Below are 21,570 nucleotides of genomic sequence, written 5' to 3'. Positions count from 1 at the left end.
TGCGCTACGCTGATCGGACAGCAGCGCCTTCTGCCAGGCCTTGCCGCGGTGCCGATATCGGCCCGCCTCGCTCCGTGCGCACTCCCCGCGACGAGCACATCGAACACCCCTCTTCCCGGTCGTGCCATGACGCCGGACTTTCCCTCTTCAGAGATCCGCGGGACCGTCCTGCGCGATTCAGTCGATCGACACCAAAACGCACCAAGAAATGGAGTGAAACCCTATGAATATCAACCCAATTGCCAACGGCCCCGAGCGCGCGATCATCGAGGACATGCTCGACCGTAACCGCGAAGCCCTCATCGAGACCGCACGCGGCCTGTCCGAGGTCGACGCCCGCCGCCGACTCGTCGCATCGCTGACAACGCCGATCTCCTTGCTCAAACATGCCGCGGCCGCGGAACGGATCTGGTTTCAACGGTTCTGGGCCGGACTCGACGAATCCGACTGCGACGGCTACTCTCGCCGCGACGTCGGCACCTTCGCCGTCACCGACGACGAGTCGCTGGCCGATGTCATCGCCGAATTCGAGCGCGCAAGCCGGCGATCACGAGCCATCGCGGCCCGCTTCGACCTCGACGACACCAAGGAGAACCCGCGAGAGGGAATCGTCAGCATGCGCTGGACACTGCTGCTCATGATCCAGGAGTTCGCCAGGCACGCAGGTCACGGCGACATCCTCCGCGAACAGATCGACAAGCCCCTGGCCTGACCTGTTTCGGCCGAGGTCGGTGACTCGATCGTCGCCGACCTCGAGCCCGGGGTCGGCTCAACTTTCTGTTGGCCGGGTTCCGGTCTCACACTGCAGTCCTATTTCATGTCATACCAAGGTGTTACACGAAATGAGGATTCGGCCGTTAGCTTCGGTGTAGCGTACCGACGCACCTCGCGGCCTTCGATCGATCTCGACAGGTCGGCATCGAGCCGGGCGGAGGTGGCCTCTCCGACTCAGCTCTCAGGAAGATCTATGACGACAACGACTTTGGCCTCAGAGTCCATTCCGCGGCCGCCGCGGCGCGGCGCCGACGGTGACTACGCCCGGCTGTTGCGCCGGATCTCCGATGCGGGACTGATGGATCGGCGTCCCGGGTACTACGCCATCCGGCTCAGCTTGGTCGGGATTGCCTTCGTGGCGGGCTGGGTCGCGTTCGTCCTCGTCGGCGACTCGTGGTGGACGCTCCTGGTCGCGGCGCTCATGGCCGTGACCTTTGCCCAGGTCGCCTTGGTCATGCACGATGTTGCGCACCGCCAAGTCTTCCGGCTGCGCAGGCCGACGGAAATCGTCGGCCGCGTCGTCGGCAATGCCGGGATCGGCTTGGCGTACGGCTGGTGGCAGGACAAGCACACCCGGCATCACGCCAATCCGAACCACGAGGACCTCGATCCCGATGTGGCGCCGGACATTCTGGTCTGGTCGCAACGGCAGGCGCGGGCCAGCCGTGGTCTGGCGCGTCTCATCGGGCGGGCGCAGGCGTTCCTGTTCTTCCCCCTGCTGATGCTGGAGGGGCTGAACCTGCACCTGGCCGGCGTGCGCGCGCTCAGAAATCGATCGATCAAGCAGCGAAGTCTGGAGGGCGTACTGCTCTTCGGTCATTTTGCCGGCTACCTGGCCGCGCTGTTCGTGGTGCTGCCTGCCGACAAGGGCATCGCGTTCCTCGCGGTCCACCAAGCGCTGTTCGGTGTCTACATGGGCTGCATCTTCGCCCCGAACCACAAGGGCATGCCGACCTTGACCGGCGATGACCGCCCCGACTACCTGCGCAAGCAGGTGCTGACCTCCCGCAACGTGCGGGGTGGCGCGCTGACCGACTTCGCCCTTGGCGGACTCAACTATCAGATCGAACACCATCTGTTCCCGAGCATGCCGACCCCGAATCTGCGGCACGCCCAAGTGATCGTCCGCGACTACTGCGCCGAAATCGGCGTGCCCTATCACGAGACCGGGCTCATCGCCTCGTACCGCGAGGCCCTGCGCCACCTGCACCACGTCGGCGCACCGCTTCGCACCACCGAATGACACTCGAGTGTTAGCCCGAACTGGTTGCCGGGCGGATGTTTTCGGGCAATGGGTCCGCGAACTGCCATCCCTCGGCAAGCAGTTCGTCAACCGCAGCGACAGCTGCCGTCAGCCGCGTCGCTCGATCGCCGCGCATGATGCGGAACCGTCTTCCGGTGTGCGCGAGCTCTTCCCGGAAGCGGTCGGTCATCCACGGTCTGAGGTGTTCGCCGTCCCGGAGGCCGTCGTCGTCGAAGGGGACTCCGACATGGTCGGTCAACAGGTAGAGGTCCCGCCGAGTGCGGGCGGCGATCCGCTCGACCTCCGCGTTGCGCGTGCCCAGGTAGCGTTCGTGCCAGATGCCGGTGGCGAAAGAGTCGGTGTCGCAGATCAATACCGGTGCGCCGCTGCGCGCGGCCTGCTGTTCGTTCGCGTCCTGGCGGCGCGCGATCACCGGGAACTCCCCGGAGCTGAAGGACATATCCGGCCAGGTCGCCGTCGGGTCGGCGACCTGGGCCGCCGCCAACTTCTGCTCGGAGTATTCGCGCCCGTATTCGGCGACCCATGCGGTCGCTGCCCAGACCCCGCCGCGCTGCCGATAGTGCGCGGCCAGATCGATCGAAAGTGTGGTCGTCCCAGTGGATTCGGCGCCGAGGACGACGACCCGCCTGGCCAGCGCGGCCCGTACGGCCGGGTCGAGGAACTCCCAACAGCCGACCGGGTCCTGCCGAACGGCGGTGCCGGACACCGGGAATCGCGTGCGTTTCGGGTCGACGCAGATCGATTCGGCGCCGAATCGCCGCGCGAGCTCGGCCCCGTACTCCTCGGAGGTGAAGACGGCGTCGACCCGATCGGGCACGGCCGCACCGAAGATCGCCATGTGTGCGTCCCAGATTGCCGGGTCGCACAGGTCGACGGGGATCTCGTCCATCGTGCCGACGACCTCGACATCAGGGTGCGTCTCGCGCATCCACGCGACCCGCGTTGTCAGCGGAATCGATTCCACGGCAGACGCACACACCAGAACAGTGAGCCGCGCACACTGGTTCTGTGCGGTGCGCACCAGATGATGGTGTCCCGCGTGCGGCGGGTAGAACTTGCCGAGCACCAGGCCGTGGCCGAAGCGGGTCATGCGGTCGCCCGATGGACGTCGCGCGCACCAGGGCCGGTGTGCAGCGACCGTCGCCAGCGGAGCAGGCCCGTCACGCACAGCAGGAGGAACCCTGTGTACAGCAACGCCGTCAGATACAGGTCCTTATAGATGTAGAGCGGGATGTAGACGAGGTCTGCGGCGATCCACAGCAACCACGACTCCAGCAGCTTGCGGCACTGACCATAGGTGGCCATCAACGAGAGACCGGTGGTGAGAGCGTCCCAGAACGGCACGCTGGAATCGGTGACCTGGCTGAGCAACACCGTGAGAGCGAGCACCCCCACCGCTCCGGCCGCGACGAGCGCGACCCATTCATTGACAGTGGTCCGCCGCACCGGCAGGGCATCGGTGGCATTCGGTCCCGCGCCGTGAAGCCAGCACCACCACCCGTACCCGGCAAGCGTGATGAAGACGATCTGCAGCCCGGCATCGGCGTAGAGCCCGGCCTGAGTGAACAGCGCGATGAAGAAGATGTTGTTGGCGATCCCGATCGGCCAATTGGCGATGTGCTGCCGCCCGACCAGCCACACGCACACTGCACCCGTCGCGAACCCGAGGATCTCGGTCCAGCTTGTCGCCCAACCCACGAGGCCCCTCCCGTAATAGTCGTATCGACCATACTGTGGCAGGGGCGCGGCGCACGCGACGTCGCAGCCCGTTTACAACAGCGGCGACAGCATCAGGCTGTCGAGCTCGGGACCGAGTTCGCTGATACTGAAATCGCCCTCGATAAGCACGGCCGCTTCGCCGACCGCCAGATTCGGTGACGTACAGAGGGCGGTGTCACCGCCGTTGCCGGTCAACCACAGCAGTGAGGTCGAGGCGATGACATCGTCACGGTCCCAGTCCGGGATGTCGGCGGGCCAGCCTGCCCATGCGGCGAAGGTGGACATGTACGAGGGTTGCGCGAGGCCGAACGATTCGCCGTCGAGCATGGTGAAGCCGGCGTGTACTTCGCTGAGGAACTGGCGCGCCGCCGCGGGCAGTGTCGCCCAGAACGGTGGTCGCGGCTCAACGGAAAGGCGCGGTTCCCATCCCACCCACACCAGGATGTCACCGTTTGCGTCTTCGACGAAGTACAGCAGCGCCGCCCCTTCCAGATCCCAGTTGCAGACCCGCACGTCGCGCAGCCTGGTGCGCAATGTCGCAGCGAAACGGGGTACCAGGGCAAGAAAATCCGAGTTCCACAACGACATCGCCAGTCGTGCCCGCTCGCTCGGGTCCGGCGACGCGGCGATAGCACGCCACGGTCCGGTGTCAGCAACAGGAGAATCCGGCAGGTGAAGAGGACCGCCTTCCTCCGACAGCTCGAGCAGTTTGCGGATGCCGGAGACCGTCGTCGGCCCGTCGGGTTCGAGTTGATCCAGCAAGCGTGCATCACCGGCCGCTGCGGTCGCGACCACGTGGTAGAGCTCGCTGCGCACCTCATTCTCCAGCCGCACCTGATCGGCACGATAATCAGGATGGACACCGCGCAGCCATTCGGCGCCGCGACCTCGCTGCATCCAGTACACCGGCCGCGAGACCCACTGGAGATTCGTGGCTGTACGGGCCACGCGAAGCATCTGCTCCGAGGTGAGCTCGATGAACCCCGGAATCTGAATGATCTCAGCCAAGGTGATGATGCGTGCCGCCACTACCGCAGCCTCGAATTTCCCCTTGCCGATCAGGGCGGGGACGGAAAACTCATCCTGCATGACGACACGCTAATAGCGTCGGCGGAAGACGGAATCCTCAACGGCGGGAACAACGCCCGCCCTCTGAGTAGACGTGATCGGCGAAGCGGTGCCCCGGATATCTCTAGGCGTCGGCGACGACCCGACCGCCGAGCTTGATCCAGCCGTCAGCCTGCCACGCGGTGAACAATTGGGAGCCTTCCCCTTGAGTGATGGTCAGGTTGCGTTGCAGCAGCGCGGTGATCGCTACTGCCGCAGCACCTGTCGCCTCGTCCTCGGCGATGCCGAGCGTCGGCGCGAACATCCGCGAACGCAGCGCGCCGCCGTCTTTGTCGGTCCAGGCCCACAGATAGTGCGGCCCGCCTGCGAAATCGCCGGGCTGCAAGCGCGCCAGCTCCTGCACGTCGGACAGTTCGTGGAAGGTGAAGTCCGGCGTCCAGGCCGCGCGGGCGGTGATCCAGGTGAGGTCGCCCGCGTACTCGACCGCGACCGAACCGGCCGGGACCTCGAGCGCACGGATCGGTGCGTGATTGGTGGCGAACCACCATGCGGCGCCGACGCTGGGGTGCCCGGCGAACGGCAGCTCAACGGCGGGGGTGTAGATGCGCATGCGCGCGACACCGTCGACCGCGTCCTCGACGAAAACGGTCTCGCTGTAACCGAGTTCGGCAGCGAGTGCCTGCTGTGCGGATTCCGCGACGTCGGCGGCTCGGGCGATACCCAGTTCGTTCCCGAATCGACCGGCAGCGTCGGTGAACACCCGCACCACGTCGACCTTCGTGTTGGCGGAGACAGTCATGTTCGTGCCTTTCTCGATCTTGCAATACTTGCGTGGGTAAACGCCCGCACCATGGCGATGCAGGCTTCAATCGTGCCAACGCGCACTGAAGGCGTTGGCGGGGTTGGTGATGAAAATCGCTGTGGCGACGTCAGATCCGAGTTCACGTTCGATACTGGATCGCAACGTTCTGAGCAGATAGACCATTCCTGGTCCGTCCGCGGTCGAGCGCGCCGAGGCGAGCACGGTGTCGCCGCCGAGCAGGATCCGGTCGGCGTGTCCGCTGTCGACGAGGGCCGCGATACTGCCGAGCAGGCGCCAGTCGGTGCCGTGGTTGGCTCGCGACGGACCTTCGAAGCCGACGAATGCGCCCGCGGCGGCGATTTGCCGGTGCATCGTGCTGTCCGGGAAGCGGTTCAGATGACCGAGGATGATGTGTTGCGGTGGCACGCCGTGGGTTCCCGCGAGCTCGTCGAGTACCGCCAAGGCTGCGGTGCCGCCCTCGAGGTGGACACCGACAGGCGCTCCTGTCGCATGATGAGCGTGGGCCGCGGCGCTCATCACTGAGCTGGCGTGCTCGTCGATGTGGTGAAAAGCGCTGGCTATCTTGATGAATCCCGCGCGCACCGGTGCCGCGGTGAGCTCGTGGACGAACAACTCGGCGAGATCGTCTCGGCCGCGGGCTAATTCGGTGGGGTCGTAGTGCTTGGCCTGGTGCATCCCGGTGGCGGCGATCAGATGCACGCCGGATCGTTCGGACAGCTCGGGTAGGTCCGCCAGCCGCGCCCCCAACCCCCACGGTGTCCACTGCGCGACCGCCTGCCCGCCAAGCGCAGCGAACGAATTCAGTTCCACCAGAGCAGCATCCACGTCATCCAGTGCTTCCTCTGGTAACCGCGGTGAACGGAGGAACAGATGATCGTGTGCATTGCAGACGCCTAACCGCGCCGGCTCGATATCGCCGAGCACGGTGCGGATCCTGTCGGTCACCGGGCGGTTTCCTCGGCTTCGGTGAGCGCGGCGGTGGCCACCCGCAAGCCTGCCAGCGCCCTCGGCACCCCGATATAGGGCGCGAGATGCGCGAAGACCTCGAGGATCTCCTCGCGGGACAGTCCCACTCGCAGCGATGTTTTCACGTGTCCGTGCAATTGCGGATCCACGCCGCCGACGGTGGTGAGGGCGGCCAGGTTCAGCAACTGGCGATCTCGCAACGACAAATTCGTGCGCTGATAGGTCCCGCCGAACAGTGCGGTGACGATCCAGTCGGCGAATCCGGGCAGCGACTGCTCCAGGCCGGACAGTGCCGCGTGCTGGGTGGTCTGATCCTGGAGCAGATCCAACGTCCGGTAGCCCTCCTCGCGGTCGAATCGGGCCGGGGTCAGCTGCTGGGAGAGCGGAGAAATATGCGTCATGAGCGGGCTACCTCGAACAGTTGTAACGGGTTAGGCGTTACGACGGTAGCAGATGTAACGCATGAAGCGTTACGCTTTCCTGGTGGCGGACAAATACGCGTTCCGGTTCGACTGCGGTTCCACCTGGCTGAATCTGCTGGCCACCAAGGGCCGCAGTTTCAGTGCTGACCCGGTGGAACGACTCGGCTCGCCTGCCCGGTTCGCCGAGTGGCTCGAGCGCAGTGAGCTCCTTCCGGTGCGCGCACCTACCGCCGCCGAGCTCGCCCAGGCGATTCGGTTGCGAGAGACGTTGCGTGTCCTGGTGTTGGCGACCATCGACGGCACGGAACCACCGGCCGACTCGGTGACCGACCTGAGTGTGTTCCTTGCCGAACATGACGACCCGGTGCACTTGATCGCCGCCGACCGGGTACGCCGCGAGCCTCCGGCGACCGCGTCCGACGCGCTCGCCCGCATCGCCAGGCAGGCGGTCGATCATCTGACCGGCACCGACCGGGCCACGCTGAAGGTCTGCCCGGAACACGACTGCCGCGGCGTCTTCACCGACACCGCCGGTCGCCGCCGCTGGTGCCCGTCACCGGCATGCGCCAGCCGCGGGCGGGTCCGGGCGATGCGTGCCCGCCGCGCCACCGATCAGGCCACGAATCGAGGAGAGCCCGCACCCACGTAGCACCCTCGAACAGCGGTCCGGTCGCGCGTGGGAAGCGACCGCCACGTGGGAGTGGTCGACGTGTGAGGATGGCTAGTCATGGCACGGAAAATGTGGGTGGCTCTTGGGCTTTGCGGTTTCGTGGGGTGGGGCGAGTTCGTGCACTGGCGGGCCAGTCGGGCCGAGGTCGGTGTGCGATCGGGTGCTGGTTCCGAGGCGGTCGTCGTGCTCGGATTCCGGAACGGCCCCGGTGCGCGGGCGAACGCGCTGAATCGGTGGCGGGTGCGAGCGGCACTGCGCTCCATCGACCGCGCCGTCGGCACTTCGATCCTGATCTGCTCTGGCGGTAGCGGCGCAGGGTCGGTGTCCGAGGCGGCACTGCTGGCGCGATACGCGGTGGCGGAACGTGGTTTCGCCGGTCCGGTGCAGCTCGAGGATCGTTCGCGCAGCACCTGGCAGAACGTCGAAAACCTGATTCCATTGATCGAACACGTCGACCAGATCAAGTTCGTCTCGAACCCGCTGCACGCGCAGAAAGCGCGCCTCTACTTGCGGCACCAACGCCCCGATCTGGCGGCCCGGGTCGTCCGCTCCGTCGATTACCGTCTCGGCGAGGCGTTTCCGCTCAAACCCCTCTTCGCGTTATACGGACTCCGAGACCTCACTCGCGCCAAGCGCAGTCTTGCCGCGCAACAACTATGAACGTCTTTATCCGACAACGTAATTAACTGAGCATTCATCGATCGGCAGCTTCTGGGACCAATTCCATTGGGCAGCAATACCTGTTGGGCCACCAATAGTCCCATCATAGGATGTAGAGCATGTGCACCTGTCAGCTTCGATCGGACCGACGAGTATGGTCACACGTCCTGGGCTGTACCGAATATTGGGAGAGACACTGAACGAGGTCACCACAGACGGCCGCCGGTCGAAGGGCGAGCGTCGTCGGCGTGCACTGATCGAGGCGACCTTGCGGGTGATCGAGCGGGACGGCGCATCCGGCGTCACCCATCGCGCCGTCGCCAGGGAAGCGGGTCTGCCCACCACTGCGGCCACGTACTACTTCGACGGCGTCGACGGCCTGCTCACCGCCGCGCTGACCACCTGCATGGACGACGACGCCGAGAAGATGCGACAGCTCACCGTCGCGGCGGACGACTCCGACAGCCTGCACGCGCTCGCTCGGCTGATGGCCGAGATCGTCGCGACCCCCGGGCGGCTGCTCGCCGAGTTCGAGCTGTGCCTGCTCGCCTCGCGCAGGCCGGATCTGCGTGGACCGACGGACCGCTGGAAGGGTGCGCTCGCCGATTTCGCCCGCCGCTACACCGCGGACCCGGTGCGGATCCAGCTCTTCACGAACGCCTATGACGGCCTGCTGCTGCACGCCTTGCTCGCCGACCAGCCGCCGACGGTCGACGAGTTCGAGGCGATGCTGCGCGAGCTACTCCCCGATGCACGATGAGCACGGGCCGCGCGATGGCGACGCCGCCCCGATGACGATCCGCGTCCTGGTCGCCGATGCCCATGCGGCCGCGCGCGCCGGGTTCTGTCTGCTGATCGACTCCGCACCCGACATGCGGGTGGTCGGCGACGCCGCCGACGGCGACGCCGTCGTCGAACTGGCAGGCACGACGGAACCCGATGTGGTGCTGATGGATACCCACCTGCCCGGCACCGACGGGCTGGAGGCAACCCGGCGCATCACCAGCCATCCGTTGCTTTCCGGGGTTCGGGTGCTGATCTTCACCATCTACGACGATGACGAACACCTTTTCCGTGCGTTGGCCGCAGGGGCAAGCGGGTTCCTCCCGGTCAACACCGACCCGGAGGACCTCCGCAGTGCGATTCGTGCGATCGCGGCAGGAGAAGCGTGGCTCAATCCCCGGCACACCCGACGCGTCATCGACGAGTTCACCTCGGGAACCAAGACCAGCGTCCCCACCGCGACGGTGATCAAGCATTCGGTGATGGCCGAACTCAGCAATCGGGAGCAGGAGGTCTTCGCCCTGATCGGCCAGGGCCTGACCAATGCCGAGATCGCCGAACGGCTGCACCTCAGCCCGCTGACCGCCAAGACCTACGTCAGCCGCATCATGACCAAACTCGGTGCGCGGGACCGGATTCAATTGGTCGTCACCGCTCTCGGTTCCGGCGCGGCATGCCACGGCGTCCGCTGCGAGTGACCCGTTATCCGGGCACCGCGGCGACCGGCGCCGACATTCGCTCGTATCGCTCGAGATCGTAGGCGGCGCTCTTGATGATCCGCGCGGCTTCTTCGATCCGATCGAAGTGCGTGCGATGGGACACGATGCAGACGCGGATCACGAAGTTGCCGTCGAGAATGGTGCTGGACAGGAAGATTCGCTTGGAGGCGTTGATCCGGTGCAGCAGTCGCCGGTTGAATTCGTCGGCGTCGCCGTGCTGCGGGACGTAGCGGAATGCCACGGTCGTAAGGTCCGGTTCCAGCGGAACCTCGAAACCCGGTGTACCGGTGAGGTTGTCGTAGAGATATCGGGTGAGCGCGAGCTTCTCGTCGAGTGCGTCCCGGAAGGCGGCCATCCCGTGCAGCTTGATCGGCAGCCAGAGTCGCAGGCCGCGGAAGTCGCGCGACAGCTCCATGGAGTATTCGGAGAAGCTGGGAATCTGCTCCTCCAGGCCGGTGAGGTCCTGCAGGTAATCGGCGGAAACATGGTGTGCCGCGCGGAGTCTGGCGCCGTCGCGGACGATGAGGGCGCCGGTGCCGTACGGCACGAACAGTGCCTTGTGCGGGTCGAGGGTGATCGAGTCGGCGAGCTCGATGCCGTGGAACAGGGTCCGGCCGTGGTCGGTCATCCGGAACGGCCCGCCGTACGCCGCGTCGACGTGTAGCCACAGATCGTTGGCCCTGGCGAAGTCGCCGATGCGCGCGATCGGATCGACCGAGCCGGTGTTGGTCGTGCCCGCCGACGCGGTAATCATGAAGGGGCGCAACCCTGCCGCGCGATCGGCGGCCACCATGGCGGCGAGCGCGGCCACGTCCATCCGCAACGCGTCGTCGGCGGGCACGAGGCGCACCCTGGCTTTCGGGAATCCGGCCAGATAACCGGCTTTCACGCAGGACGCGTGCGCCTGCGCCGAGGTGTAGAGGACGCCGGTGGAAAAGTCCTCGTCCAACTTGGCTTTTCGGGCGGTGACCACCGCGGAGAAGTTGGCCATCGAGCCGCCGGAGGTCAGCACGCCGCGCGCCTGCTCGGGGTAGTCGAACATGTCGCACAGCCAGCGGACCGTTGTCGCCTCGATCTGCGCGATCGCGGGCGCCATCCCGGCCAGGCCGACGTACCGATTGAGCCCTGCCGCAATGAGATCGGCGAGGGCAGAGGTGTACAGGCCGCCACCGGGTATGTAGGCGAGGAAGCCGGGGCCGGAGCCGTTGATCGACTTCTTGGCGCTGATCGCCACGGTGTCGAGCAGGGTCTCGAACGACGTGCCGTGCTCCGGTGCGCTCTCCCGGAGACTGTCGGCCACCTCCATCGCCCCGTCCAGATCGGCGACGGGTGCATCCGGAAGATCTCTGATGAATTCCTCGACGAGCGCGAGCGCGGTCGCGCCCATCGCGCGCATTTCGAATGTGCTCGGCTCGAGTGGATGGTCTCGCATAAACCAACCGTAGCCAGCTGTCTCCGCTTTCGACAATTCCAGATGGAAACTGTATCCCCCGGGATACATGGCCGATAGGGAGTATCACCGCCGGGAGTACTCGCGAATTGTCACCGCCGGTCAGATGTAGTGCCGAATGGCTGCTGGATACAGTTTCGGCCGTCGCCGACGGAATGTCGGCGAACAAGAACGCTCGTATACCGCGAAATGAATACAAGGGAGCAATTGAATGTCCGGTTCGGTAGTCGGTGAATCGATGGACGCTGCTGCGTCCGATTACCTCGACGCTGCGGAAATCCTTTCTCGGGCCAAGAACACCGCGGCGGTCCTGCGTGAGCACGCGGTCGAGATCGAGCAGAACAGGCAGCTTCCGCAGACGGTGGTCGACCTCCTGCGCGGCACCGGTGTTTTTCGCATGGCAATGCCGAAAACGTGGGGCGGTCCCGAGCTGACGTCTGTTCAGCAGACCGAAGTAGTCGAGGCGCTCGCCACGGGTGACGCTTCTGCTGCCTGGTGCGCGATGATCGGCGCCGACTCCGGAATCTATTCGGGTTACTTGCAGGATTCCGTCGCCCGCGAGATGTTTCCCAGCTTGGATATGGTGGTCGCGGGCTTTGTCAATCCGATCGGCCGCGCCGAGCGCGTGCCCGGCGGTTATCTGATCAGTGGTCGATGGCCTTTCGGCAGCGGCGTCACCCATTGCGATTGGCTCGCGGCAGGCTGTCTGGTGTATCGCGACGGCGAGCTGGAGCCCGACACCGACGGCGACCCGACGCAATGGCGGGTGATGATGGCGCGTCCCAGCGATTTCGAGATCCACGACACCTGGTACACCACCGGCCTGGCAGGCACCGGCAGCCGGGACTACTCGGTGTCGGAACTGTTTGTGCCCGAGGAACATTCGTTCACTTTCGCGATCCCGCACCGCGAAGGACTTTTGCACAGAGCTCCCGATGCGATCGTCAGGAAGATGCCTGGCGTGCCGCTCGGCGTTGCCCGTGCAGCATTGGATTACGTCCGTTCGATGGCCGCGACTCGCGTCGACCGCACCACCGGCAAGCCGTGGGGGGAGAGCTATCGAGTGCAGATGACGATCGCCGAGGCCGAGATGGATCTCGCGGCGGCGCGCAGCGCGGTTTTCGCCAGCCTGGAACGGCAGTGGCACGGCTTGGCGAACGCGGAGCCACAGACCGCGGACGAGCGGGTTGCGACGGCGCTGGCCCGCCACAAGGCATTCCAGACCGCACGGTCGATCGTGGTTCAGCTGTTCAACCTCGTCGGCGGGTCCGCGATCTACCGGCCTTCGCCACTGGACCGCTGGCTCCGTGATGTCAACACCATGTGCCAGCACGCCGATGCCGGCGTGCAGAGCCTGCAGTCGGCCGGGGAATTGCTGCTCGGTGGCAACGTCCCGCAAAAGACCCTGCTCTGGTGAGAACGGCTGCTGACATGACTAGTGGTTTGACATATCCCGACCCCATCGCGCCTGCTGAGTTTCGTTCGCTGATGTCGACGTTTCCCACCGGCGTCTCCATCATCACCACCGGACGGCCAGGGGGCGCGGCGGCAGGCATGACGTGCTCCTCGGTCTGCAGCGTTTCGCTGGATCCGCCGACGCTGCTCATTTGTCTACGCAAAGGCAGCCAAACCCTGGATGCGGTGCTGCGCGAATCCACTTTCGCGGTAAACCTTTTGCACGACGGCGCCCGGTCTGCCGCGGAAGTATTCGCCTCGAACATCACCGGCAGGTTCGATCAGGTCGAATGGTGCAACGATCCCTCGTTCGGCGGACCGCACCTGATGCAGGACACGCATTCGATCGCGGACTGCCGCATCAGCCGAACACTGTCGGTCGGCGACCATCAGGTCATTTTCGGTGAGATCTTCCGGGTGACCCAGGAATCGCCGGAGCAGGCCAGACCGCTCATGTACGGACTGCGGCGGTTCTCGTCGTGGCCCGCCGAAGCGGAAGGGCGGTAACGACAGTGCCTTCCTCGACCATCGCTGCCGATGTTCGCGCGCCAGTGCGTCGCAATCTCCAGTTGATCCTTGCCCTGCTCGCGTTCGCTCATTTCATCATCGGGATCGACTACAACATCATGTTCGTCGCGCTCCCGGACATCGCCAGCGGGGTCGGGTTCTCCGCACAGACCCTGCAGTGGGTCGTGAGCGGCTATACGGTGGCGTTCGGCGGATTCCTGCTCTTCGGCGGGCGGGCGGCCGACCTGTTCGGGCGGCGCCGGATGTTCGTCTTCGGGTTGTTCCTGTACGCGGCGTCGTCCTTGCTCGGCGGCCTCGCAACCACGCCGACGATGCTGGTGGTTGCCCGCGCCGGCCAGGGAATCGGCGGCGCCTTCCTCACCCCCGCGACGTTGTCGCTGGTGACAACCACCTTCGCCGAAGGCCGGGAACGTAACCGCGCGTTGGCGATCTGGGCAGGGGCGGCGGGCACCGGGATGGTCCTCGGATCCCTGCTCGGCGGTGTGCTGACCGAGTTGTTCGGCTGGGCGGCGGTGTTCTATGTCAACGTGCCGCTGGCCTGCACCGGAATGCTGTTGGCCTACTTGCTCATTCCCGCCGACCAGGAGCAGATGACCGGCCGCAAGATCGACCTGCCCGGCGCGTTGACCGCAACGGCCGGATCGACCCTGCTCGTCTTCGCGCTCGTCCAAGGCCCGGAGTCCGGTTGGGCCTCGCCGACCATCCTCGCCAGCGTGGCGGCGGCCGTCGTGCTGCTCGGGGCGTTCCTCACCATCGAGGCGCGCAGCCGTGAACCGCTGATGCCACTGCGGTTGTTCCGCAACCACAACCTCAGCGCGGGCACCGTGGTGACCTTCCTGTTCATGGCCACGTTCGGGGTGCTGGCCTACTTCTTCAGCATCTACTTCCAGAATGTGCTGGGGTACAGCGCATTACGGAGCGGCCTCGCCTTCGTGGTGCCGTGCGCGGGCGTCCTCGTCGGCACCGTGCTCGGCGGGAAGCTGGCCACCCGTTTCGGGGTGCGGGCGACCCTGATCGGCAGCCTCGCCTCGGGCGCGCTGGGGACCATCGGATTCGGCCTCGCCGTCGGCCCGGACGGCGGCTTCGCCGAGCTGGTCCCCGGGCTCGTTGTGCTCAGCCTGGCGCAGGGCATCGTCTTCACGACCATGTACGCCGCCGCGACAACCGGTGTCGCCGAACAGGATCAAGGCATCGCGTCCGGCATTGCGACCACCGGTGAACAGGTCGGCAGTGCGGTGGGGCTCGCCATCCTCGTCGCGATCGCCAACATCGGGACCGAAGGCCGCACGGGCGAGGCGCTGCGCGTCGCCACCAGTGACGGCCTGCGGACCGCAGTCTTCGCTGCGGCCGCCGGTATCGCGTGCATGGTCCTCGTCGCAATGCGGTTCAAGCGGAACCCAGTCACATCCTGAAACAAGGCCAACCAATAGGGGTTACACATGCCTGGGACTGATAAGCCCGAGCTCGAGCACGCCCTGAAACCACGGCATCTGACCATGATCGCCATGGGCGGCGCGATCGGCACCGGTCTGTTCGTCGGCAGCGCGACAACGATCAGCAGCGCGGGGCCAGGGGCGCTGCTGTCCTATCTGATCGCCGGGGTGCTCGTCATGTTCGTCATGCGGATGCTCGGCGAGATGGTGGTGGCGATGCCGCTGGCCGGGTCCTTCGCCGCGTACGCGCGGCTCGCGCTCGGCAACTGGGCAGGGTTTACCATCGGCTGGCTCTATTGGTATGCCTTCGTCGTGATCGTGGCGATCGAGGCGATCGCGGGTGGCCAGATCGTGCACAGCTGGCTGCCCGCGGTGCCCGCATGGACGTTCAGCTTGCTGCTGCTCACCACCATGACCGCGGTGAACCTGGTCTCGGTGAAATCGTTCGGCGACTTCGAATTCTGGCTCGCCCTGGTCAAAGTCGTCGCGATCCTCGCCTTTCTCGGGCTCGGCGCCGCGTATCTGGTCGGTCTCTGGCCGGGCGGCAAAGGTCCTGATCTGACCAACTTGGTGGCCTACGGCGGTTTCATCCCGAACGGTGTCGGCGCCGTCCTCGCGGCGACGGTGGTGGTGGTTTTCGCGTTCGGCGGCGCCGAGATCGTCACCATCGCCGCCGCCGAGAGCCCCGAACCGGCCAAGGCGGTGGCCAAGGCGACCCGCACCGTGATGTGGCGCATCATCGTCTTCTTCCTCTGCTCGATCTTCTTGGTGGTGACGATCGTGCCGTGGCAGAAGGTCCATGCCGGGGAGAGTCCCTATGTCACGGCGATGACGGAGATGGGAATTCCGTTCGCGGGCACCGCGATGACCGTTGTCATCTTGACCGCGCTGCTCTCGGTGTTGAACTCGACGCTGTATGCCTCGTCGCGGGTGCTTTTCGCGCTCGGCGGGCACGGTGACGTGCCGCGGACGCTGATCACGCTGAACTCGCGGCAGGTGCCTGCCCGCAGCATCCTGCTCGGGACGATCGTCGGCTACCTGTCGGTGCTCGCGCAGGCCTTCTGGCCGGAGCAGGTTTTCCCGTTCCTGATCAACTCCACCGGTGCCGTGCTGATCTTCATGTACCTGACCATCGCGGTCTCGCAGTTGCGCCTGCGGTCCAGGATGGATCCGGCGCGGCTGACCTTCCGGATGTGGGGCTACCCGTACCTGACCTACGTCACCATCATTGCCCTTGTCGTGGTGTTGATTTCGATGCTGTGCGGCGAGGCGACCCGGCCGCAGTTGCTGATGAGTTCGGTCAGTCTCGCGGTGGTGCTCGCGGCCTACCTGGTCCGTGCGCGGTGGCGCGGCCCTGGCGGGTTGATTGCCGAGCCGACGGTGATGCCCGGTTAAGGCCGACGCCCTTGGTTGCCGATTCTCCTCGGAGTCGGACAGCCAAGGGCTTCAGGCTTTTTCGGCTTCGGACTAGCCTGCGGGCACGCTGACGGACGGCGCCGCGACCGTCGCCATCTGCGCCGTCTTCGCGCGCAGCAGCCGGTAGCTGAGCAACGCGGTGAGCAGCGCGAGCGTGCCGACCACCAGGGCGACGCCGAAGCCTGCCCTGGTGCCGAAGGCGTCGACGACCTGGCCGGATGCGGCGGCGCCGAGCGCGACGCCGACGCTGAGGCCTGCCAGCATCCAGGTCATGCCCTCGGTGAGTTTGGCTGCGGGAACGACCTTTTCGACGATGCCCATGATGACGATCATGGTCGGCGCGAAGAACACCCCCGCGAAGAACACCGCGATCGACAGGGTGGCAATGCCGTTGACCGCCAAGAACGGGAGCGTGGTCACCGCGGTTCCGGTCACGCCGAGCAGCAGGAGCCGGGGGAGTGGCACTTTCAGCTCGAGCGCGCCGAACACCAGCCCGGACAGCCCGGATCCGATGGCGTAGACGGCGAAGACGATGCCCGCGGCGCCCTTCTGGCCTTGCTCCTCGGCGAAGGCCAGGCCCATCGTGTCCACGGTGCCTGCGATGGCGCCGCCGAACATGAGCGTGAGGGCGAGCAGCAGCACCGGCCACGACCGGATCACCGATCCGCCACTGCTCTCGGTGTGCGGTTGCACGGGGGGCTCGGTGCGCTTCTGCGGGACGAACAGCAGCACGCCGAGCAGCAGGAAACCGACCGCGATCAGCGGCCCGGCCTGGGGAAAGAGCAGCGTACTCAGCATGACCGCGAACGCGGGCCCGACGATGTAGGTGAGCTCGTCCACCACCGATTCGAAGGAGTAGGCCGTGTTCAGCTGCGGTGAGCCCCGATACAGCTCAGTCCAGCGCGCACGCACCATCGCGCCCATGCTCGGCATGAATCCGGCGATCAGCGCGAAGACGAACAGCATCCAGGTGGGGGCGTCGTAGTAGGCGGACAACAGCAAGCCGCCGAGGGATACCGCGCTGATCCCGGTGGCGGGCAATAACACTCGGCCCTGGCCGAAGCGGTCGACCACCCGGGAGATCTGCGGTCCGATCAGCGCCATCGACAGCGTGAAGGTGCCTGCGACGGCGCCGGCCAGCCCGTACTGCCCCGTCAGCTCCGACAGCATCGTGAGGATGCCCATGTGCGTCATGGGCAGCGGCAGCCGCGCGAGCAGGCCCGCCGCGGTGAAGCTCTTGGTGCCTGGCGCGGCGAAGATCTCCCGATAAGGGTTAGGCATCGGCCGTCCCGATCTCGGGGGTGGTCGGCGGTAGGTGAGCCATATCAGCCTCCGGAGCTGTCAGAGAAAGTGGAACTTTTGTTCCATTTTCTACCACAGGGCTGTCTGCCGAGTCGACCTCAGTGGTTGCGCCGCGCTGCCGTCAGATTCCATGTCGTATCAAGAGATTCGGGGCGGCGAGACGTCCATCGACAGCATCGGTGCAGGTCGGCACGGGCGCGTCGGGCCGGCGATCGGCGGGTTGGGGTTGACGCAAACCTCGCGAAATGCTCATTACGGACCTCGACTGGCATTAACATGACTCGCGCACGCATCTGAGCGGCGGCCGAGTGCTTCGCCAACCACAGGTGATGTGGCCTCTACCAGTTCAATGCTTGATGGCACTTCGAGTCCTGGTGAAACTCGCAGTCTCCGGAAGTACGAACAGAGGAGGAATGGAAATGATCGGATCCGCCGTGGGCAACACGATCGCCATGTTTGTTGCCGCTGCGCTGGCCGTGGCCCTTCCGGGCGCCGGCTCCGTCATGGGTGCGATGCTGCTGCCGATGTCGGCCGTAATGAGCCCCTTGATGTTCCTGGGCAGCTGAGTACCTCATCGCTTCATTTCCCGCACACGATTTCACACGCTGAGTCGTGTGCGGGAACACACAATGTGTGCGGTGGCGGGTCTTCGACGCAACGCTTCGCCCCATACTTCGGTCCGGTGTCCTTGTAGTACTGCGGTCCAATGTGCATGTGGATCTTGGGTTCCTACCGTCGGGGCATGCGTGTACGAGCCTTCGCTCTCCCGATCTGCGCAGTGGCGATGCTGCTGTCCGCCTGTGCGACAAGTTCGGTCGAGTCGTCCTCCGTTCCTGCCAGCGCTGCCGCCAGGGCCGACAAGGTGCGTGGCGATCTCGAGGCGGCGACCCGTTCCGGCGCGGTCGGTGCTCTCGCCACGCTGACCGAAAACGGTGTCGACACCGTGGTGGCCGCTGGTCGCGCCGATCTCGCCGCGGGGACCCCGATCAGCACCGATCGTCCCGAGCACGTCAGGGTCGGCAGCATCACCAAGACATTCACCGCCGCGATCGTGCTGCAACTGGTGGCCGAACATCGGATCGACCTCGATCGCTCGATCGATACCTATCTGCCCGGCCTGCTCGTCGGCGACGGTGTCGACGGGCGCGCCATCACCGTTCGCCAGCTGCTGGGGCATCGCAGTGGGCTGCCTCAACCGGCGGAATCCCCGGAGACCAACGGGCACCAGGCGGCATTGGCTGGCCGCACCTTCACCCCCGCGCAGGAGATCGCCCTCGTCTTGCGGCATCCCGCGCAGTTCGCTCCCGGAGCCCGATTCGAGTACACCAACACCAATTACCTTGTCGCGGGCATGATGGTCGAGGCGGTGACCGGGCATCGCTATGCCGATGAACTGCGCGAGCGCATCCTCACGCCCCTGGGTTTGGCGAACACCTATCTGCCTGCCACCGGCGAGACAGGCTTGCGCGATCCGCATCTGACCGGCTACGGCATCGTCGGCGGCGCGGTGACCGACGTGACGCGGCTGGAGCCGTCGATCCCGTGGACATCGGGCGCGCTGGTCAGCACTGGCGCCGACTTGAACCGCTTCTATACCGCGTTGGTGGCGGGGCGGGTGGTTCCGCAGGCGCAACTGCGGGACATGTTCGACGGGGTCGACATGGGCAACGGTGACGGCATGTCCTACGGGCTCGGCGTCGGGTACACCGAACTACCTTGTGGCACAAAGTTTGTCGGGCACCTGGGCGGCGTCGATGGCTTCTCCACCGTGTCCGGTGCGACCACTGCCGGGCGCGCCGTCACCTTCTCCTACACCGGCACACCGACCGAGGGTGACGTCCGCGGTTCGCTCACCCTGTCACTGTGTGGGTGAGCGGCGCAGCGCGGTAGAGTCGGCTGACGTGGCGTCGGGTGTGGTGCTGGTGACCGGTTCTTCCGGCATAGTGGGGTCCGCGGTCGCCGACGAAATGCACACGGCCGGTTGGGAAATACGCGGTTGGGATGTCAGACCTGGCCGGTGGACGACCCATCGGGGCGATCTGCGCGACGCAGCGCTGCGCGCCCGTGCGGTGGCAGGCGTTGAGGTCATCGTGCACGCAGCGGCACTGCATGCACCGCATGTCGGTCTGGTTCACGATGGCGAGTTTCGGGCCGTCAATGTCGATGCCACTGCCGCCCTGCTCAGCCAGGCTGCCGAAGGTGATGTGCGGCGAGTGGTGTACACCAGCAGCACCTCGGTGTACGGGCATGCGCTGGTGCCAGACAGCCGAGCGGTGTGGGTCGAGGAGTCCCTGCGGGCGCAGCCGCGGGATATTTACGACGAGACCAAGCTCGGCGCAGAGACTCTCGTCGGGCAGCGGCACCGATTCACGACGATCGTGTTGCGCATCGCCCGCTGCTTTCCCGAGGAGCCCGCGGTCCAGGCTGCGCACCGGCTGTATCGCGGGGTCGACGTCCGCGACGTGGCTCGTGCGCACCGCTTGGCCATAGTACGCCCCGAGGTAAGCGGCATCTTCAATGTCGCGGGCCCAATGCTGTTCCGTCCCAACGATGCACGGCAACTGTTAGCGGATGCGGCGACCGTGTTAGGCGACCGCGCTCCAGGGGTTGTGGCTTTGTTCCGGCAACGAGGTTGGCCGCTACCGAGGTCGATCGACCGTGTCTACGATTCCGGCAAAGCGCAGCGTGAGCTGGGTTACCGGCCGATCTACGATGTCACGACACTCGTCGAATTGAGCTGACGGCACGGCGCTCGGGTGCGGGCGGGTCGGATACGGGTACGACCAGCAGGCCGAGACCCGCGAGGGCGAGGAGCAACGCCAACGGCTGTAGCCCGGCCAGTAGGGCCAGCGCCGCCAGGAATAGTGCTCGGCGGCCGGAGATTCGGAGTAGGCGGGCGACGTCGGCAGATGCTTCATCGATGTCGGGGGTTCTGGTGCCGGGCTGGCTTGTTGTCGTGAGCAGTACATCAGGGCTTGTGGCTGGCGGTGTCACCACAGCACCTCCCTATCGTGGTTCTTCTTGATTTCTGGTGCGAATCAGCACGTTAGATACCAAGAGTCGTCGAATCGGCAGATTCGCACAATGCGCGATCCACGCACGCAGCCTAAGGCGACAACATAGGCTCGACAGGTGCAATACGACTTGGTCGACCTGCGTTTGTTTCTCGACATCGTCACGGAGGGTTCCATCACGGCGGGCGCACAGCGGATGCATCTGAGCCTGCCGTCGGCCAGCGCCCGGGTGCGTGCACTGGAGAATCAGGCGGGCATCCCGCTGTTGATCCGTGGTCGGCGTGGCGTCCGGCCGACCCCCGCAGGCTCCACCCTGGCCAGGCACGCGCGCGAAGTGTTGCGGCAAACGGCCCGATTGGACAGTGCGCTAGCCGGATACACGCGCTCACCGGAGGTTTCGCTGACCTTGCTCGGCGGCGGCGGGGCCATGCATCGGATCATTCCGCAAGCGCTGATCTCGTTCCTGCGCGTGCAGCCCGGTGTCGATGTTGTTGTCGCCGAGCGTCGTACGCCCCAGATGGTGCGGATGTTGACCGACGGCGACGCCGACCTCGGGGTGGTGATCGACAACGAGGCAGGCGACTGCGGGTTGGAGGTCGAGCCGCTGTGTGACGGCTCTCTTGTGGTGATCGGTCAGACGGGCGGGATCCTCGCCGGGCGAAGCACCGTGACGTACCGGGAAGTCGCCGAGCATCCGCTGGTCGGCCTGGACACCGGCTCGTCACTGCAGCAGTGGATCGAGCGGAATGTCGGCGCCGACGGTGGTCCGCTCGCGCGCCATCGCACCCGCGTCGCGCACCTCAGCACGGTGATCACCCTGGTCGCCGCGGGTGTCGGGCTGGCCATCGTCCCGCGCAACGCGGTCGTCGCCGACCAATCGGTGCAGGTGTGCGAGCTTGCCGACGCGTGGTCGCGTCGCCACCACCTCTTGGCATGGGGCACCAAGGCCAAAGCCTCGTCGACCGCGCTCGCGGCCCTCGCTCAGCACATCCGCCTCGCCGCCGCAGACTGAATCATGGAGTCGGGGCGGGTGCCGGCGAGCGGATGTTGTTACCTTCGCGGGCCAGCGCTCGTCATAGGTGCGACGACGAAAGCGGAACGGTC

The 21,570-nt window shown here is 65.9% G+C and carries 23 protein-coding genes; 14 read left to right on the top strand and 9 right to left on the bottom strand.

The window, feature by feature from the left end; translation table 11 throughout:
• Positions 1-223: 223 nt before the first annotated feature.
• Both ACGFNJ_RS06760 and ACGFNJ_RS06755 read left to right on the top strand, forming a co-directional pair.
• On the top strand, positions 224-712 hold the full coding sequence (locus ACGFNJ_RS06760; RefSeq protein WP_393444235.1) for a DinB family protein: 489 nt from the start codon (positions 224-226) through the stop codon (positions 710-712).
• A 255-nt stretch (positions 713-967) separates the two neighbouring features.
• On the top strand, positions 968-2,017 hold the full coding sequence (locus tag ACGFNJ_RS06755; protein ID WP_393444233.1) for a fatty acid desaturase family protein: 1,050 nt from the start codon (positions 968-970) through the stop codon (positions 2,015-2,017).
• Positions 2,018-2,027: 10 nt separating this feature from the next.
• On the opposite strand, the gene ACGFNJ_RS06750 is transcribed toward ACGFNJ_RS06755, so the two are convergent.
• The 6 genes from ACGFNJ_RS06750 to ACGFNJ_RS06725 all read right to left on the bottom strand — a co-directional run bounded on the left by ACGFNJ_RS06750 (position 2,028) and on the right by ACGFNJ_RS06725 (position 7,015).
• Positions 2,028-3,128 carry an AAA family ATPase gene (locus ACGFNJ_RS06750; protein ID WP_393444231.1) on the bottom strand — a complete coding sequence of 367 codons (1,101 nt, stop codon included), beginning with the start codon at positions 3,126-3,128 and terminating at the stop codon, positions 2,028-2,030.
• A complete protein-coding gene (pnuC, locus tag ACGFNJ_RS06745; protein ID WP_393444229.1) occupies positions 3,125-3,736 on the bottom strand; it encodes a nicotinamide riboside transporter PnuC in 612 nt (203 codons plus the stop codon). The genes ACGFNJ_RS06750 and pnuC overlap by 4 nt, the downstream gene beginning before the upstream one ends.
• Before the next feature lie 72 nt (positions 3,737-3,808).
• Positions 3,809-4,846 carry a hypothetical protein gene (locus tag ACGFNJ_RS06740; protein ID WP_393444227.1) on the bottom strand — a complete coding sequence of 346 codons (1,038 nt, stop codon included), beginning with the start codon at positions 4,844-4,846 and terminating at the stop codon, positions 3,809-3,811.
• 103 nt (positions 4,847-4,949) lie between these two features.
• Positions 4,950-5,624: a PhzF family phenazine biosynthesis protein gene (locus ACGFNJ_RS06735; RefSeq protein ID WP_393444224.1), complete on the bottom strand. Its 675-nt coding sequence runs from the start codon at positions 5,622-5,624 to the stop codon at positions 4,950-4,952.
• Positions 5,625-5,690: 66 nt separating this feature from the next.
• The gene (locus tag ACGFNJ_RS06730) at positions 5,691-6,593 is read right to left on the bottom strand and encodes a phosphotriesterase (RefSeq protein ID WP_393444222.1); all 903 of its coding nucleotides are present in this window, start codon (positions 6,591-6,593) and stop codon (positions 5,691-5,693) included.
• A complete protein-coding gene (locus ACGFNJ_RS06725) occupies positions 6,590-7,015 on the bottom strand; it encodes a carboxymuconolactone decarboxylase family protein (RefSeq protein ID WP_393444219.1) in 426 nt (141 codons plus the stop codon). Before ACGFNJ_RS06725 ends, ACGFNJ_RS06730 begins: the two co-directional genes overlap by 4 nt.
• A gap of 61 nt (positions 7,016-7,076) precedes the next feature.
• Here ACGFNJ_RS06725 and ACGFNJ_RS06720 point away from each other — a divergent pair, with 61 nt between their 5' ends.
• The 4 genes from ACGFNJ_RS06720 to ACGFNJ_RS06705 all read left to right on the top strand — a co-directional run bounded on the left by ACGFNJ_RS06720 (position 7,077) and on the right by ACGFNJ_RS06705 (position 9,847).
• Entirely contained in the window at positions 7,077-7,685 is a 609-nt protein-coding gene (locus ACGFNJ_RS06720; RefSeq protein ID WP_393444217.1) for a CGNR zinc finger domain-containing protein, read from the top strand.
• 78 nt (positions 7,686-7,763) lie between these two features.
• Positions 7,764-8,366: a YdcF family protein gene (locus ACGFNJ_RS06715; RefSeq protein WP_393444215.1), complete on the top strand. Its 603-nt coding sequence runs from the start codon at positions 7,764-7,766 to the stop codon at positions 8,364-8,366.
• A gap of 154 nt (positions 8,367-8,520) precedes the next feature.
• Positions 8,521-9,126 carry a TetR/AcrR family transcriptional regulator gene (locus ACGFNJ_RS06710; RefSeq protein WP_393444213.1) on the top strand — a complete coding sequence of 202 codons (606 nt, stop codon included), beginning with the start codon at positions 8,521-8,523 and terminating at the stop codon, positions 9,124-9,126.
• 31 nt (positions 9,127-9,157) lie between these two features.
• On the top strand, positions 9,158-9,847 hold the full coding sequence (locus tag ACGFNJ_RS06705; protein WP_393444211.1) for a response regulator: 690 nt from the start codon (positions 9,158-9,160) through the stop codon (positions 9,845-9,847).
• Positions 9,848-9,851: 4 nt separating this feature from the next.
• Here the strand turns inward: ACGFNJ_RS06705 and ACGFNJ_RS06700 are convergent, their stop codons facing one another.
• Entirely contained in the window at positions 9,852-11,300 is a 1,449-nt protein-coding gene (locus tag ACGFNJ_RS06700; RefSeq protein ID WP_393444209.1) for a pyridoxal phosphate-dependent decarboxylase family protein, read from the bottom strand.
• Between the two features lie 229 nt (positions 11,301-11,529).
• On the opposite strand from ACGFNJ_RS06700, the gene ACGFNJ_RS06695 reads away from it, so the two are divergent.
• The 4 genes from ACGFNJ_RS06695 (at position 11,530) to ACGFNJ_RS06680 (ending at position 16,129) form a co-directional block, all read left to right on the top strand.
• A complete protein-coding gene (locus ACGFNJ_RS06695) occupies positions 11,530-12,735 on the top strand; it encodes an acyl-CoA dehydrogenase family protein (RefSeq protein WP_393444207.1) in 1,206 nt (401 codons plus the stop codon).
• A gap of 71 nt (positions 12,736-12,806) precedes the next feature.
• Positions 12,807-13,280 (top strand): flavin reductase family protein, encoded by a 474-nt coding sequence (locus ACGFNJ_RS06690; RefSeq protein WP_393444205.1) that lies wholly within the window; start codon positions 12,807-12,809, stop codon positions 13,278-13,280.
• 44 nt (positions 13,281-13,324) lie between these two features.
• On the top strand, positions 13,325-14,713 hold the full coding sequence (locus tag ACGFNJ_RS06685; protein WP_393444203.1) for an MFS transporter: 1,389 nt from the start codon (positions 13,325-13,327) through the stop codon (positions 14,711-14,713).
• Positions 14,714-14,740: 27 nt separating this feature from the next.
• Positions 14,741-16,129, top strand: coding sequence for an amino acid permease (locus tag ACGFNJ_RS06680; RefSeq protein WP_393444201.1), 1,389 nt, complete (start codon positions 14,741-14,743; stop codon positions 16,127-16,129).
• 72 nt (positions 16,130-16,201) lie between these two features.
• On the opposite strand, the gene ACGFNJ_RS06675 is transcribed toward ACGFNJ_RS06680, so the two are convergent.
• Entirely contained in the window at positions 16,202-17,431 is a 1,230-nt protein-coding gene (locus ACGFNJ_RS06675; RefSeq protein ID WP_393444199.1) for an MFS transporter, read from the bottom strand.
• A 440-nt stretch (positions 17,432-17,871) separates the two neighbouring features.
• Here ACGFNJ_RS06675 and ACGFNJ_RS06670 point away from each other — a divergent pair, with 440 nt between their 5' ends.
• From ACGFNJ_RS06670 to ACGFNJ_RS06660, 3 genes are all read left to right on the top strand, one after another.
• A complete protein-coding gene (locus ACGFNJ_RS06670; RefSeq protein WP_167837828.1) occupies positions 17,872-18,018 on the top strand; it encodes a hypothetical protein in 147 nt (48 codons plus the stop codon).
• A gap of 176 nt (positions 18,019-18,194) precedes the next feature.
• Positions 18,195-19,325, top strand: coding sequence for a serine hydrolase domain-containing protein (locus ACGFNJ_RS06665; protein WP_393444197.1), 1,131 nt, complete (start codon positions 18,195-18,197; stop codon positions 19,323-19,325).
• A gap of 28 nt (positions 19,326-19,353) precedes the next feature.
• Positions 19,354-20,193, top strand: coding sequence for an NAD-dependent epimerase/dehydratase family protein (locus tag ACGFNJ_RS06660; protein WP_393444194.1), 840 nt, complete (start codon positions 19,354-19,356; stop codon positions 20,191-20,193).
• On the opposite strand, the gene ACGFNJ_RS06655 is transcribed toward ACGFNJ_RS06660, so the two are convergent.
• On the bottom strand, positions 20,168-20,449 hold the full coding sequence (locus tag ACGFNJ_RS06655; RefSeq protein WP_393444192.1) for a hypothetical protein: 282 nt from the start codon (positions 20,447-20,449) through the stop codon (positions 20,168-20,170). The genes ACGFNJ_RS06660 and ACGFNJ_RS06655 overlap by 26 nt on opposite strands.
• Positions 20,450-20,584: 135 nt before the next feature.
• On the opposite strand from ACGFNJ_RS06655, the gene ACGFNJ_RS06650 reads away from it, so the two are divergent.
• Positions 20,585-21,478: a LysR family transcriptional regulator gene (locus ACGFNJ_RS06650; RefSeq protein WP_393444190.1), complete on the top strand. Its 894-nt coding sequence runs from the start codon at positions 20,585-20,587 to the stop codon at positions 21,476-21,478.
• The last annotated feature ends 92 nt before the right edge of the window (positions 21,479-21,570 follow it).

Origin of the sequence: Nocardia sp. NPDC049149 (assembly GCF_043197455.1) — a bacterium.
Lineage (GTDB): Bacteria > Actinomycetota > Actinomycetes > Mycobacteriales > Mycobacteriaceae > Nocardia.
Note: the sequence above shows the minus strand (reverse complement) of the source record. Positions and strands in the feature narration are given on the sequence as shown.

Coding starts and splice junctions, on each gene's coding strand:
- ACGFNJ_RS06750 (WP_393444231.1), bottom strand. CDS start 3,128: ATGACCCGCTTCGGCCACGGCCTGGTGCTCGGCAAGTTCTACCCGCCG.
- ACGFNJ_RS06695 (WP_393444207.1), top strand. CDS start 11,530: ATGTCCGGTTCGGTAGTCGGTGAATCGATGGACGCTGCTGCGTCCGAT.
- ACGFNJ_RS06710 (WP_393444213.1), top strand. CDS start 8,521: ATGGTCACACGTCCTGGGCTGTACCGAATATTGGGAGAGACACTGAAC.
- ACGFNJ_RS06720 (WP_393444217.1), top strand. CDS start 7,077: ATGAAGCGTTACGCTTTCCTGGTGGCGGACAAATACGCGTTCCGGTTC.
- ACGFNJ_RS06680 (WP_393444201.1), top strand. CDS start 14,741: ATGCCTGGGACTGATAAGCCCGAGCTCGAGCACGCCCTGAAACCACGG.
- ACGFNJ_RS06690 (WP_393444205.1), top strand. CDS start 12,807: ATGTCGACGTTTCCCACCGGCGTCTCCATCATCACCACCGGACGGCCA.
- ACGFNJ_RS06735 (WP_393444224.1), bottom strand. CDS start 5,624: ATGACTGTCTCCGCCAACACGAAGGTCGACGTGGTGCGGGTGTTCACC.
- ACGFNJ_RS06705 (WP_393444211.1), top strand. CDS start 9,158: ATGACGATCCGCGTCCTGGTCGCCGATGCCCATGCGGCCGCGCGCGCC.
- ACGFNJ_RS06675 (WP_393444199.1), bottom strand. CDS start 17,431: ATGCCTAACCCTTATCGGGAGATCTTCGCCGCGCCAGGCACCAAGAGC.
- ACGFNJ_RS06760 (WP_393444235.1), top strand. CDS start 224: ATGAATATCAACCCAATTGCCAACGGCCCCGAGCGCGCGATCATCGAG.
- ACGFNJ_RS06715 (WP_393444215.1), top strand. CDS start 7,764: ATGGCACGGAAAATGTGGGTGGCTCTTGGGCTTTGCGGTTTCGTGGGG.
- ACGFNJ_RS06755 (WP_393444233.1), top strand. CDS start 968: ATGACGACAACGACTTTGGCCTCAGAGTCCATTCCGCGGCCGCCGCGG.
- ACGFNJ_RS06670 (WP_167837828.1), top strand. CDS start 17,872: ATGATCGGATCCGCCGTGGGCAACACGATCGCCATGTTTGTTGCCGCT.
- ACGFNJ_RS06665 (WP_393444197.1), top strand. CDS start 18,195: ATGCGTGTACGAGCCTTCGCTCTCCCGATCTGCGCAGTGGCGATGCTG.
- ACGFNJ_RS06740 (WP_393444227.1), bottom strand. CDS start 4,846: ATGCAGGATGAGTTTTCCGTCCCCGCCCTGATCGGCAAGGGGAAATTC.
- ACGFNJ_RS06700 (WP_393444209.1), bottom strand. CDS start 11,300: ATGCGAGACCATCCACTCGAGCCGAGCACATTCGAAATGCGCGCGATG.
- ACGFNJ_RS06725 (WP_393444219.1), bottom strand. CDS start 7,015: ATGACGCATATTTCTCCGCTCTCCCAGCAGCTGACCCCGGCCCGATTC.